This is a genomic window from Pseudomonas kielensis (genome assembly GCF_014236655.1).
Lineage (GTDB): Bacteria > Pseudomonadota > Gammaproteobacteria > Pseudomonadales > Pseudomonadaceae > Aquipseudomonas > Aquipseudomonas kielensis.
In genome coordinates, this window is record NZ_JACMYG010000022.1 from 19,946 (window position 1) to 33,182 (window position 13,237).

9 protein-coding genes are annotated in these 13,237 nt (G+C 48.1%); 5 read left to right on the forward strand and 4 right to left on the reverse strand.

Annotated elements, in window-relative coordinates:
• The first annotated feature begins 30 nt into the window (after window positions 1-30).
• Window positions 31-546, forward strand: coding sequence for a retropepsin-like aspartic peptidase RloA3 (rloA3, locus tag H7995_RS19150; protein WP_155401179.1), 516 nt, complete (start codon window positions 31-33; stop codon window positions 544-546).
• A gap of 239 nt (window positions 547-785) precedes the next feature.
• Here rloA3 and H7995_RS19155 read toward each other — a convergent pair whose 3' ends face one another.
• Window positions 786-2,471: a phosphoethanolamine transferase gene (locus H7995_RS19155; protein ID WP_185818733.1), complete on the reverse strand. Its 1,686-nt coding sequence runs from the start codon at window positions 2,469-2,471 to the stop codon at window positions 786-788.
• Between the two features lie 56 nt (window positions 2,472-2,527).
• Window positions 2,528-2,671: a hypothetical protein gene (locus tag H7995_RS19160; RefSeq protein WP_155401178.1), complete on the reverse strand. Its 144-nt coding sequence runs from the start codon at window positions 2,669-2,671 to the stop codon at window positions 2,528-2,530.
• 952 nt (window positions 2,672-3,623) lie between these two features.
• Between H7995_RS19160 and H7995_RS19165 the strand changes: the two genes are divergently transcribed.
• Window positions 3,624-4,301, forward strand: coding sequence for a heavy metal response regulator transcription factor (locus H7995_RS19165; RefSeq protein WP_047297377.1), 678 nt, complete (start codon window positions 3,624-3,626; stop codon window positions 4,299-4,301).
• Window positions 4,302-4,897: 596 nt separating this feature from the next.
• Here H7995_RS19165 and H7995_RS19170 read toward each other — a convergent pair.
• Complete coding sequence (locus tag H7995_RS19170; RefSeq protein ID WP_042561904.1) at window positions 4,898-6,337, reverse strand: heavy metal sensor histidine kinase; 1,440 nt, start codon at window positions 6,335-6,337, stop codon at window positions 4,898-4,900.
• Entirely contained in the window at window positions 6,334-7,008 is a 675-nt protein-coding gene (locus H7995_RS19175; RefSeq protein ID WP_080896080.1) for a heavy metal response regulator transcription factor, read from the reverse strand. Before H7995_RS19175 ends, H7995_RS19170 begins: the two co-directional genes overlap by 4 nt.
• 352 nt (window positions 7,009-7,360) lie before the next feature.
• Between H7995_RS19175 and H7995_RS19180 the strand changes: the two genes are divergently transcribed.
• The 3 genes from H7995_RS19180 (at window position 7,361) to H7995_RS19190 (ending at window position 13,153) form a co-directional block, all read left to right on the forward strand.
• Window positions 7,361-8,647: a TolC family protein gene (locus H7995_RS19180; RefSeq protein WP_140396034.1), complete on the forward strand. Its 1,287-nt coding sequence runs from the start codon at window positions 7,361-7,363 to the stop codon at window positions 8,645-8,647.
• A gap of 88 nt (window positions 8,648-8,735) precedes the next feature.
• Window positions 8,736-9,959 carry an efflux RND transporter periplasmic adaptor subunit gene (locus H7995_RS19185; RefSeq protein WP_042561903.1) on the forward strand — a complete coding sequence of 408 codons (1,224 nt, stop codon included), beginning with the start codon at window positions 8,736-8,738 and terminating at the stop codon, window positions 9,957-9,959.
• A 26-nt stretch (window positions 9,960-9,985) separates the two neighbouring features.
• Window positions 9,986-13,153, forward strand: coding sequence for a CusA/CzcA family heavy metal efflux RND transporter (locus H7995_RS19190; RefSeq protein WP_042561902.1), 3,168 nt, complete (start codon window positions 9,986-9,988; stop codon window positions 13,151-13,153).
• Window positions 13,154-13,237: the final 84 nt, after the last annotated feature.

Sequence of the window (13,237 nt, forward strand, 5' to 3'; positions counted from 1 at the left end):
TCGGGGATCCACCCCAGAGGGCTAGTTAAAATGAAAAAAATTATTTTAAATTGTGCTCTGCTGATAATGCTTTTGTCTCTAACAGTAGAGCCGGTTTTGTCGAGCCCGGCTAGACCAGAAAAGGTATTCGGGTGGATTGAAGAAGGGATACTTTTACCAGAAAATATCGCCGTGAAAATAAAGTTGGATACTGGGGCTCTTACGTCATCCATGGATGCGAAGGACTTAAAAAGATTCCAAAAAGATGGAGAAGAATGGATTCGGTTTAACGTTAAAGTCAAAGACACCAAAACTAAGAAGGTGAGTAGCGCACTCTTCGAACGACGGATTGAACGAAATGTAAAAGTTAGAGGTGCCGGCGGCGCTGAACATCGTCCAGTCGTCATGATGACGATGTGCATAGGAGATAAAATTTATAAAGAGGAATTTTCTCTGAAAGATCGAGGCGAGATGAACTATCCCGTACTGATAGGACGCCGAACATTGGAAGCTTTGGGAGCGGTCGATGTTTCGCGCAAATTCACCGAGGAACCCCACTGCAGTTAATTTTAAATATATTTATATTATAGTTTTAGAGTTACTTTATTTGCAAAGCACCTGGAAGGCATACTCGTATTGAGTGTTGCAAAGGCCGACTGAATCGTCAAATAAAAAGACGGACAGTCGGTCGCAGTTTTTTTAGATGCTTGAAAACTTACCATTCTAATATGAATGGCTCTGAGTGGAGTGTGCGTTAATTTTAATGATGATCTTTAGACTTCATTCTTGCCACTAGTTGGCTGCTATTACTGCTGCTGGCCAGTCATTGAAGTAAGTTTTAATGAGGCCAAGGCTTTGGATTGACATGCGCTAAACAGATCAAGCTCAGGTCGATATACCGAAGTTTGGATATTCATCAATCCTAATATCGAATGGAATAAGTTGTCATGGGATAGTGATGCGCCTCGCTGTTCCCTCAAGCATTGAACGTCTAGTTTTTGACGAGATTGCATGTTTTTGGAGATCCAGAGAACCATGGGAATGCTAGTCTGCTCTTTGGGCGCCATAGCATAAGGCAGTCCGTGCAAGTATATCCCGTTCTCGCCGAGAGACTCACCGTGATCAGAGACGTAAAGCATAGCCGTATCAAAGCGCTCAGCGTTGCGCTTTAGCAAGTCAATCGTTTGTCCAAGTACATAGTCTGTATAGACGATACTGTTATCATAGGCACTGACTATGCTCTCGCGCGTACATCGCTCTAGTTGGTTATTATCACAAACGGGACCAAATCGCTCGAATTCGCGTGGGTAGCGCTTGTAGTAGGATGGGCCGTGACTACCTTTCATGTGGAGAACCACGACTGAATCACCCTGTTGTTGATCCAAGTAAGCTTGCAGGTCTTGCAATAAGACTTCGTCGTAACACTCGCCTGCTCTGCATAATCCTGATGTTTTCTGATTGTTCAATTTCTCATTTTTTACTCGGTCACAAATACCTTTACAACCCGAATTGTTATCTCTCCAAAGTACCGATACTCCGGCCCGCTGCAACACGTCTAATAAGCCTTCTCTCCGTAACGCCATACCGTCTTTATAGCCTTGTTTACCCGCATCCAAGAACATGCAAGGTAAGGAGATTGCCGTAGCTGTTCCACATGAACTGACATTGGTAAAACTTAAGACACCACGCCGAGTCAATTCCGGATTGGTATCGCGTGTGTAGCCATTAAGCGAGAAGTTCGCGGACCTAGCGGTTTCACCCACAATTAACAACGTCAGGCGTGATTTTTTTACACTCGCAGTAGTTTCTCCTTGGCGGGCATCAGCACCAATGATTTTTAGTTCTGTGGGCTGTGCTAGCTGGCGACGCATATACCCATGGATTGCCGAAACCACATTCGAAGGAACTAACATCAATCTGAGTTCGCGATGGTTACGTACGAGCGATGCATAAGATTGGTAAAGCGTAAATACGATGATTGCCAAACAGGTAAGTGCTGCCGCCAGCCCCATCAATCGATGAGCAAGCGCGCGGGTGCGCGATCGTTGTATCAAACGGACTCGGGTGATAAGCAGCACCGGTAGAACACCAAAACCCAGCATCCATCGCAGTAACTCCCAGTTCAGCAGGTCCGTGGTCTCAGAGATGTCTGTTTGAATAACATTCGTTAGCATGCTGTAGTCAATTACAATGCCGTAGCTATTCATAAAGTAACTCGCTGCTGCCGCAACCAACAGAACAATGGCTAGCACAGGCTTTATGAAGCGTCCCCAAGCCATCGCGCTGAGTAACACGTACAGCCACATCAACACGAACCAAGGCAGGCTAAGCACAAATAAGATGCTTCCGTCTTGTAGGCCTCCCACGCTTTTCCAAACAACTCGCCAAAATGGCCAGTTACTGAACAACAGAAGCCAAGTTGAAACTGCAATAATTAATTGATTGCTACTGAGTATAATTTTCGTACTCAGAATTGGTATTTTTTTATTCATGGGTATCTCGGAATATCTCGACATGATCGTGCGCGCAAACTGTCACTGGACTGCCGCTACGTTTTAGGGAAGAAAAAATCAGCAACAGAGCGATGTAATTCATGGATGCACCAGTGACCCTCAACGCTTTCCTCGGTTGGTTGAAGCTCCACGATTAGCCAAACCGCCAAAACGCCAAAACCGATGAGGATTTTTTTCATGAGATGCCCCCCAAGTAAGTGTTGTACTGATAGATCCGCTCGACTTGACTTAAAAAACAATTTTTTTTGGAGCGAAATGATGGTGGTTGGGTCGCGGGGGTATGGTTTTCTTGCTGACGTTGCGCATCTGTCTTAGTATCGAAGGCATAGGTGATGAAATTGTTTAGATCACTATTCTGATAGGCGCGACTAGTTGTCTAAAAAGGAATTCTAGTTGCGGATGAGAGACCAAAGCGGTCTTGATGCGCTTACCAAGTTCACCACTTTCGAATGCCGATAATCCTCATTGCGCGAAACATCGCCGTACTCGCATAACGCACACTCCTCGGAGTCAGGCGACGCCTTGCAGTTGATTTCAAATATTCGTTGAAAGCTTTGGCAGCCGTTTTTAGTACGGCATCGGGGTTCAAACTCTGTTAAAGCCTGGCTGCGCTATTCTGTATTTCCCGCTCGGCGTCTGCGAGTCTTGGCTCATTTGATAATACGGGTTGGTGACTGTTCCTCGTCTTACATTGGCTGGCTCATGCGCGGTCGTCATCAATGATTCCCGAGGCAGGGAATCAGCCGACCACAACATTTTTCTAATGCGAGATGGCATCACAAAATTTTCGCCCCCAAGGCGCGCCGTTTTCATCGTTTAACAGTAGGGACATCTGCAGCGTCTAGAGTGTTTAGATATATTGCATGCTCAATGTACTGCATAAGAGTTATCGCGAGGGTGACTGAAGAATTACAAATTTGTAATAAGACCATCTATCGTCATCAAGTAGTCTAAAATCTATTTGCCATATGGTCGTGTGTCTCAATTCACTCATTTAACAGAAACTGAAAAAATGCGCGATATTCTGTAATGGCTTAACTCATCCAGTTGAGATGCTAAAGTGAACCGGTGAGTAAAGTTGCCTAAATGAGTGTGGTGGTATTTTCAATTAGTATCGAGACTTTATAATAAATGCGTATCTTGATAATAGAAGACGATCCGAAAACCGCTCATTATTTGCGCCAGGGTCTGACTGAAAGCGGCTTTATCGTTGATTGCATACAAAACGGAATCGATGGCATAAACTTAGTCTCCCAACAGGCTTATGACCTTGTAGTACTAGACGTAAACCCCCCGCAAAGTGACGACTGGGATCTACTTGTAAGTATTCGCGAGGTAATTATTACCCCGATCATGATGCTTACCGAGAAAGGTAGTGTTGAGGATAAAGTCTTGGGTTTTGATCTAGGCGCTGACGATTACATGGTCAAACCAATTGAGTTTCCTGAGTTGTTAGCTAGAGTCCGTACTTTAATGCGTCGAACTGGGTCGTCGGCATCGCTAAATGTGCTTCGCGTTGGCGATTTGGAGCTCGATCTGGGTAGGCACAGGACCTTTCGCGCTAACCAGCGAATTGACCTGACTAACAAGGAGTTCGCCTTGCTACACTTTTTGATGTGTCAATCAGGCACGACGCTATCGCGCACGCAGATTAAGTCTTCTGTCTGGGGTCTGAGTAGTGATTGCGACACGAACGTTGTTCAAGTAGCAATGAGGAGGCTTCGAGCTAAAATTGATGATCCTTTTGACGACAAGCTTATCCATACATTGCGAGGTGCTGGATATGTCCTTGAGTCGCGTGCCCATTAACCCCGTTTAGCCATTCTTATTTTGATATTGTGCGAAATAATTGGATTGCACTAAATTAAACGCGCTGAAAATATTGATTATAGAAAGGCAGTTATGTAATCTCTAAAATTGTCTCAGGAAGCGGAATGGTTCTGCAGTAGGGATTTAATTTTGCACCAAGCGCTTAAGATAACGTTAAAATCTAGATTGCACGAAAGTCTATACGATTTGCAGTTTAGAATAAACATGCTGAATTTAGCTTAATTCCGAAGTAGGGGGTTGCGACGCTATATCTGCAAGACCACACACTCTCGAGTGATTATCCATGAAGGCATGATCAACCTGCGTAATAGGTGGGTATCACAAAGATCGGTACCAATAGATGTTCACGTTGGATTGCTCTTGGGCACTAGTAATGTATCTTGACGAAGGTTATATTTTGCACAGGGCTATTAAATCTTCACTATCCATTGGTGAGTCATCGGTTTCATCTCTGGCTGAGCAAAAAGAGTAATGTTGTCTTTGGGTTTTTAAGCATCGATCCCCACTTATATATTACCTAGTGATCTGACTCGTGCAGCCAAGCTGTTTTATATTGCTTTTGATTAAATTAAATCCTAACTAAAAACCTCCCCCGGTCTTTGAGAGTTTAAGTTACTAGTTGAAATGTTCTTCGGGAATGTAATTCTGAAGGTTGTCGGATGCCCTGGTATACTAAAGACATCTGCTGTTCCATGATGGAGGCTCATGATAGATCGGACAATAGCCAATCCTAATCCAGTGCCACCTTCAGCTCGTGAGCGACTATTATCCACTCGATAGAAACGATCGAAGATATTAAGCAAGTGATGGCGTTCAATTCCCACTCCGGGATTGCTTATTGAAAGGGAGACTTCTTCGGTTCGCGTTTCAATGGAAATAACAACCGACTCTTCTATCGGGCAGTGACGAATGGCGTTTGATAAAAGATTCGAAATGGCGCGCTGAATCATGAGTCGATCGCCTGAAACTTTACCCTGACCACTGACGGTTATGCCGACGCACTTTTCTTCAGCCGAAAGAGAAAAAAGATCAATTACTTTTAAAGCTTCGTCTTCCAGCAAAATGTTTTCGAATGGTACAAGTGCGGCTGGGTGACTTACTTGGGCTAAAAAAAGCATATCAGATATAATTCTAGTGACTCGCCCCAACTCTTCGGTGCAAGACTCTAGTACAGACTTATACTCCTTTACTGAGCGATCACGAGAAAGAGTTACCTGTGCTTTCCCCATAAGGTTCGTAATCGGTGACCGCAACTCATGCGCCAAATCATCTGAAAACTGAGTGAGTTGTTGGACTCCGCTATCAAGTCGGTGAAGCATGAAATTTATGCCATGAGCTAGCTCACTGATCTCTTGGGGCATATTGACAACGGAGAGTCGGTGACTGAGATCTTGGGTTGATACCATTCCCGCAACTTCACAGAATTCCCGGAGTGGGGACAATCCGCGTTGCACTATCGCCCAAGCACTGATACCAATAAGGATCAACAACAGCGGAACCGCTACGATGGTTGAACTCAAATAAGAGCTTAACAGTGATTCATCATTCGAGCGGTCCATAGTCAGCAAGACTGATACGAATTCACCATCTTTTAGCCTCATGAGTTTCGCTGCTGTGAGGATGTGATTTTCGCTTTCCTGTGCCGAGGAGTAGTAAGAAATCTTAGTGCTATCGGTTGCTCCGATTTTGCTCCTAGAAACTACGGTTATATCTGCTCCAAAACTCAGGACAGGGACACTCAGATTTTCATCATCAAAAATAGTGAGATTAAGATTGTCATGCCCTAGCACTTGATCTAATAGTGCGTGTGGCTTTAGGCTCATGTTGCTAGTACTGATATCCATCAGTAAACTGTGCTCAATTTGATTCATTTTCTTTTCTAAGCTGTTTTTTGCACGCAAATCAAGCTCGTGGGTAAGCGCTAAATAGGCCAGAATCGCTAAAGAAACTACTAGTACTGCTCCCATTATACTTACTGTCAAACCCAATCGCATTGACAGGCTGACTTGCTTCATTTTCTCTCCTCCAGTACATAACCTACGCCGCGGAGCGTATGGATTAATTTAGTTTCAAATGGGTCATCTATTTTAGCTCTGAGCCTACGTATCGAAACTTCGACAACATTGGTGTCGCAATCAAAATTCATGTCCCAAACCAATGAAATGATCTGAGTACGAGATAACACCTCTCCAGATTGACGCATTAATAGATGGAGCAGTGCGAATTCTTTCGTCGTCAAATCTATGCGTTGTTTTCCGCGAAATGCGCGATGCCTTCCTTGATCAAGTTCAAGATCAGCAACTTTTAACACTTCTTGAATTGGTATGTGTTCGCTACGACGCATTAGAGTGCGTACTCTTGCCAGCAACTCTGGAAATTCAAATGGCTTGACAAGATAGTCATCAGCCCCCAGATCCAATCCTCTAATTTTATCTTCTAAGCGTCCTCTTGCAGTAAGCATCATTACCCTAGTACTGCTAGACCGCCGAATATTTTCAAGAACGTCCCATCCGTGCATTTCAGGAAGATTTACGTCAAGTAATACCAGATCATAAGCTTGCTGCCGTGCCAGATGGAGTCCATCAGCTCCTGTCGATGCGCAATCTACAATATAGCCACTTTCAGTTAGACCCTGATGTAAGTATTCAGCAGTCTTTGGCTCGTCCTCTATCACAAGAATACGCATAGGAATTAACCCTTCTTAAAGTGGTTCGTAATGGCTCTTTTCGTAGAATCTGTTTAAAGTTAACCATCTGTTTAAACGTTGGATTCTGGTTGCATTTTTAATTTTCTGGGATCATAGAGTTTAAAACTAACAAGGTTTCGTGCGACCCTCGTCACCCTGTAGTACAAGAGCCGCCTCCCGTTTTTGTCTAGGGATGTCGCTTGGTGCGAGCACTTATTGCCCTAATCCTAATGCATTAAGTGAGGCTTATTCGTTAGATAACGTATTTGTAATTCTTCAGTCACCTTGTTGATAGGTGTACGGAATTATATTTGCCTCATGGGAAATTCTTTTTGTATAAAGGTTTTGGGGAATGATGGAATTACTTCGGTTTAGAAAGTTTATTGCTCACCCAATCACGCATAAAACCATGCTACAAGCAGGTCTTATTTCGATCCTTGCTCTTTTGAATGCTCCTTTGTTAGCCGCAAACGCTCAAATGCTCACAATGGATCAAGCGCTTGAAACTGCATTTTCCAACAACCCAGACCTAGCGGCCGCTCAATGGGAGACAGGTATTGCTCAGGGAGAGCGACAGCAGGCTGGATTGATTCCAAACCCTGAGGTTTCCTGGGAGGCTGAAGATACTCGGCGAAACTCGCGCACCACGACGGTAATGATCAGCCAGCCGATAGAGCTTGGCGGTAAGCGTGGAGCTAGGATTGAAGTGGCCAATAGAGCTCAGGACGCAGCGGGGATTGAGTTGGAGCGCAAGCGTAACGTTCTGCGTGCCGATGTCATTCAGGCTTTTTATAGTTCCTCAACGGCTCAGCAAAGACTGCTGCTGTCACGTCAATCACTTGAGCTCGCCGAGCGCGGTTTGCGTGCAGCGCAAGGTCGCATCAAGAGTGGCAAATCCTCACCCGTTGAAGGTACGCGCGCAGAGGTTCAGCTATCAGAAGTGCGCCTAGAGTTGAGGCGGGCTGAGCGGGATGAGGCCAGTGCCTACCAGAGACTCGCTCAGGTCATGGGGGCGCCTTTGCCTGCATTTGTGTCCGTAGGTGATCCAAATCGGTCGATGCCAACCGTGCCCGATTCGTCGCTGCTGTTTAGCCGAATTGGTGAAACTGCAGAGCTACGATTAGCAAAACTGCAAATAGATCAGCGGGAAGCCTCTCTTGGTCTTGAGAAGGCTCGTCGAATTCCGGACCTGACCGTGAGTATCGGGAGTCAATACGACGAGCGTGAGCGCGAGCGGGTGAATGTCGTAGGGCTATCTATGCCCATCCCGTTGTTTAACCGTAACCAAGGCAACGTACTGGCCGCAGCCCGCCGTGCCGATCAATCTCGCGACCTTCGGAATGCCAGTGAGTTACGACTGCGCACAGAGATCCAAACCACCTTAGATCAGTGGCTGACTGCTAACACTGAAGTGGCGTCGTTCAATCAAACCATCCTGCCTGCAGCGCAAAGTGCCGTCGATACCGCTACCCGAGGTTTCGAAATGGGTAAGTTTAACTTTCTCGACGTGCTCGATGCTCAGCGCACATTGATTAGCGCTCGCACGCAATACATCCAAGCCATCGCCGAGGCGACAGACGCCTGGGTGCGTATCGAGCGAATTTTCGGTGATGTTGCCATTCTCACTCGTACCCCGTGAATTTCATATAACGCTTTTTTTACCGCTGCTCAGTATCGCAATACCACGTTAATCCGTGAATGCCGACTGGGTTGCGCAGGGAGTCTCCATGGATAAAAAACTAATCCTCGTCTCGGCACTAACCTTGGCAATAGGTATAGGCATCGGTTCGTTTTGGATGACAAGCCCATCGGTGCCTTCAGCTGAAGCTCAGACTCAGGAGGGCAAAGGCTATGACGATCACGGCGATGAAACTGCTGACGGAAAACCGGCCGAGGGCGAACACGCAGAAGGCGAAGCTGAAGAGGGTCATTTGACTCTGAGCGAAGAGCAGATCAGCTCTGCCGGCATCCAACTGGTTGAAGCGAAAGCGCAGAGCATCAGCCTTTCATTGCCCTTTCCTGGAGAAATCCGTTTTGATGAAGACCGCACTGCGCACGTGGTGCCCCGCGTACCTGGTGTCGTTGAGTCGGTTCATGCCAATCTTGGTCAACCAGTGAAAAAAGGTCAGTTGCTGGCCGTAATCGCTAGCCAACAAATTTCTGATCAGCGCAGTGAACAAGCCGCTGCGCAACGTCGTCTTGAGTTGGCGCGTACTACCTACGAGCGAGAGCGACAGTTATGGCAGGACAAAATCTCTGCAGAACAGGACTTCCTGCAAGCCCGCCAGGCTTTGCAAGAAGCTGAAATTGCTCTCAGCAATGCTCGGCAAAAAATTAGCGTACTGAGTGGTAGCTCGGTCGCCAGCGGGGGTAATCGATATGAATTGCGTGCGCCGTTTGACGGGGTTGTAGTCGAGAAACATTTGGCCCTCGGTGAAGTTGTCAGCGAAACCACCAATGCCTTTACGCTCTCCGACTTGTCGCGTGTGTGGGTGACCTTTGGAGTCTCACCAAAGGATTTGAACAAGGTACTCGTAGGCAAATCGGTCAAGGTCAGTGCGCCGGAGTTGAATGCTGAAGTCACTGGAACCGTGGCCTATGTCGGCAGTTTGTTGGGCGAGCAAACCCGTACAGCCACGGTCCGCGTGACATTGGAAAATCCACAAGGTGCATGGCGTCCGGGGCTATTTGTGACCGTGCAGGTTGACACCGGTACTCGGCAGACAAAGGTCGCTGTACCAGAGGCGGCTCTTCAGACGGTCGAGGACAAGCAAACTGTTTTCGTTCGAACGGAGGACGGGTTTAGAGCTCAGCCAGTGGAGACAGGTGGTCGTTCGGCGGGTCTGGTCGAGATCAAGGAAGGCCTGGAGCCCGGAGCTCAAATCGCCGCCGCCGGTAGTTTCATTTTGAAATCAGAATTGGGTAAAGCCTCGGCTGAACACGCCCACTGATCCGCCATTTCCACGAGAAGGTTCTCATGTTCGAACGCCTGATCCAATTTGCCATCGAGCAGCGCATTATCGTACTGCTCGCGGTTTTCCTCATGGCCGGCCTCGGTATAGCAAGCTATCAGAAGCTGCCGATCGACGCGGTTCCCGATATCACCAACGTCCAGGTGCAAATCAACACGGGGGCAGCAGGTTTTTCACCACTGGAAACCGAACAACGCATCACGTTCCCCATCGAAACAGCAATGGCTGGTTTACCGGCTCTAGAACAAACTCGTTCGCTGTCACGCTCGGGTTTGTCGCAAGTTACTGTTATTTTCAAAGAGGGCACGGACCTCTTCTTCGCTCGGCAATTGGTCAACGAACGATTACAGGTGGCCAAAGAGCAACTGCCAGAAGGTGTGGAAGCTGTCATGGGACCGATCTCAACCGGTCTTGGTGAGATTTTCCTGTGGACGGTCGAGGCTGAAGAGGGGGCTGTCAAGGAGGACGGCAGTCCCTATACGCCGACCGACCTGAGGGTGATTCAAGACTGGATCATCAAGCCTCAACTGCGCAATGTTCCTGGGGTCGCCGAAATCAATACCATTGGCGGGTTTGCCAAGGAGTATCAGATTGCGCCCGATCCAAAACGCTTGGCCGCTTACAAGCTCACGCTGACTGACCTTGTTACAGCGCTGGAGCGCAACAACGCTAACGTCGGTGCCGGTTACATCGAGCACAGCGGCGAACAGTTACTGATTCGTGCACCTGGTCAAGTAGCAACCACCGACGATATCGCCAATATCGTCATGGCCAATGTCGACGGTACGCCAATACGTGTGAAGAATGTTGCAACCGTGGATATCGGCCGTGAATTGCGCACGGGAGCAGCGACCGAAAACGGTCGTGAAGTGGTGCTCGGCACAGTGTTCATGCTAATCGGCGAGAACAGCCGCACCGTGGCGCAGGCCGTTGCCAACAAGCTTGAGCAAATCAACCGTTCACTGCCAAAAGGGGTTGTAGCAGTCACTGTCTATGACCGTACCAATCTTGTGGACAAGGCGATTGCCACGGTAAAAAAGAACCTGATCGAAGGTGCAATCCTAGTGATTGCGATTCTATTCCTGTTCTTGGGAAATATACGTGCAGCGCTGATCACTGCCATGGTTATCCCGCTCGCTATGTTGTTCACATTCACCGGCATGTTTACCAATAAAGTTAGCGCCAACCTGATGAGCCTTGGGGCTTTGGACTTTGGCATCATCGTCGACGGTGCGGTGGTAATTGTTGAAAACGCCATCAGGCGTTTGGCCCATGCGCAGCAACACCACGGGCGCATCCTCACTCGCTCTGAACGTTTTCACGAAGTATTCGCTGCTGCCAAGGAAGCACGCCGACCATTAATTTTCGGTCAGTTGATCATTATGGTCGTGTACCTACCGATTTTTGCGCTTACTGGCGTCGAAGGAAAAATGTTCCACCCGATGGCCTTCACCGTAGTGATCGCCTTACTGGGGGCGATGTTGTTGTCAGTAACTTTTGTCCCTGCTGCGATTGCGATGTTCGTGACCGGCAAGGTCAAGGAAGAAGAAAACGTCATCATGCGTGGCGCCCGCCGGATGTATGCTCCAGCTTTGGACTGGGTCATGGGCCATCGATCGTTGGCATTCGCCATGGCATTAGGCGTGATCACAATATGCGGTGTGGTCGCAAGTCGGATGGGTAGTGAGTTTGTGCCGAGTCTCAGCGAAGGCGATTTCGCGTTGCAAGCATTGCGTGTCCCAGGTACCAGCCTGACGCAATCGGTAGAGATGCAGCAACGCCTTGAAACCCTGGTATTGGCAAAAGTACCGGAGGTCAAACGGATGTTTGGTCGTACAGGTACTGCCGAAATTGCCTCCGATCCAATGCCTCCAAACATTTCTGACAGCTATGTGATGCTCAAGCCGAAGAGTCAATGGCCTGATCCGAATAAATCAAGGGAGGCATTGATAGACGATATTCAAAAAGCTGCAGCTGCGATGCCCGGAAGCAACTATGAGCTTTCTCAGCCTATTCAACTGCGTTTCAACGAGTTGATTTCAGGCGTACGTAGTGATGTGGCGGTCAAGGTATTCGGTGATGACATGGCGGTGCTCAACGGCACCGCTGCAAAAATCGCCGCATCAATGCTGAAGATCAATGGTGCCTCCGAGGTCAAAGTTGAGCAAACGTCGGGACTGCCGGTACTGACCATCAACATCGACCGCGACAAAGCCGCCCGTTACGGACTCAACGTAGGCGACGTGCAAGACACCATTGCGGTGGCAGTTGGCGGTCGACAAGCCGGTACGATGTATGAGGGAGACCGCCGATTTGACATGGTGGTGCGTTTATCCGACGCGATGCGTAAGGATCTCGAGGGATTGTCCACATTGCTAATCCCGGTACCGGCGTTGCTCAACACCAATGCTGACCAGATCGGATTCATAGCTCTTTCAGAGGTGGCGACCCTCGATCTAGTGTTGGGACCTAACCAGGTCAGCCGAGAAAACGGCAAGCGTCTGGTGATCGTCAGCGCCAACGTGCGTGGGCGTGATATCGGCTCTTTTGTACAGGAGGCCAGTAGCGCCATTGATAAGGAAGTGCAAATCCCATCCGGTTACTGGACCACTTGGGGAGGGCAGTTCGAGCAGCTCCAATCCGCTGCCAAGCGACTACAGATTGTAGTGCCGGTTGCCCTGCTTCTGGTGTTCGCACTCTTGTTCATGATGTTCAACAACCTCAAGGATGGCCTACTGGTGTTTACTGGTATTCCGTTCGCATTGACAGGGGGTGTCATGGCTTTATGGCTGAGAGACATCCCGCTATCGATCTCGGCAGGTGTTGGTTTCATCGCGTTGTCGGGAGTGGCGGTGCTAAACGGTCTGGTGATGATCGCTTTCATACGTAATCTACGCGAGGAAGGACATTCTTTAAGTTCCGCAATTAATGAAGGGGCTCTCACACGTTTACGTCCGGTGTTGATGACAGCTCTCGTGGCCTCTCTTGGGTTTATTCCGATGGCACTGGCAACCGGAACGGGGGCAGAGGTTCAAAGACCCCTAGCTACCGTAGTAATCGGGGGAATCCTATCCTCAACTGTGTTGACTCTGCTGATACTGCCTGCTCTTTATCAATGGGTGCACCGCCGAGACGAGGAAGAAACCAAAGACGACAAAATAGCATCCATATAATTTAGTTTTCTCAAAGCCTCCTATCGAGATTCGATGGGGGGCTTTTTTATGTGCGCAACATAACGAATCTGTAATCTAGGCGCC

What these genes read in the sequence shown, in the direction of transcription:
- H7995_RS19190 (WP_042561902.1), top strand. Translation starts at nt 9,986, where the DNA reads ATGTTCGAACGCCTGATCCAATTTGCCATCGAGCAGCGCATTATCGTA.
- H7995_RS19160 (WP_155401178.1), bottom strand. Translation starts at nt 2,671, where the DNA reads ATGAAAAAAATCCTCATCGGTTTTGGCGTTTTGGCGGTTTGGCTAATC.
- H7995_RS19180 (WP_140396034.1), top strand. Translation starts at nt 7,361, where the DNA reads ATGATGGAATTACTTCGGTTTAGAAAGTTTATTGCTCACCCAATCACG.
- rloA3 (WP_155401179.1), top strand. Translation starts at nt 31, where the DNA reads ATGAAAAAAATTATTTTAAATTGTGCTCTGCTGATAATGCTTTTGTCT.
- H7995_RS19175 (WP_080896080.1), bottom strand. Translation starts at nt 7,008, where the DNA reads ATGCGTATTCTTGTGATAGAGGACGAGCCAAAGACTGCTGAATACTTA.
- H7995_RS19170 (WP_042561904.1), bottom strand. Translation starts at nt 6,337, where the DNA reads ATGAAGCAAGTCAGCCTGTCAATGCGATTGGGTTTGACAGTAAGTATA.
- H7995_RS19185 (WP_042561903.1), top strand. Translation starts at nt 8,736, where the DNA reads ATGGATAAAAAACTAATCCTCGTCTCGGCACTAACCTTGGCAATAGGT.
- H7995_RS19165 (WP_047297377.1), top strand. Translation starts at nt 3,624, where the DNA reads ATGCGTATCTTGATAATAGAAGACGATCCGAAAACCGCTCATTATTTG.
- H7995_RS19155 (WP_185818733.1), bottom strand. Translation starts at nt 2,471, where the DNA reads ATGAATAAAAAAATACCAATTCTGAGTACGAAAATTATACTCAGTAGC.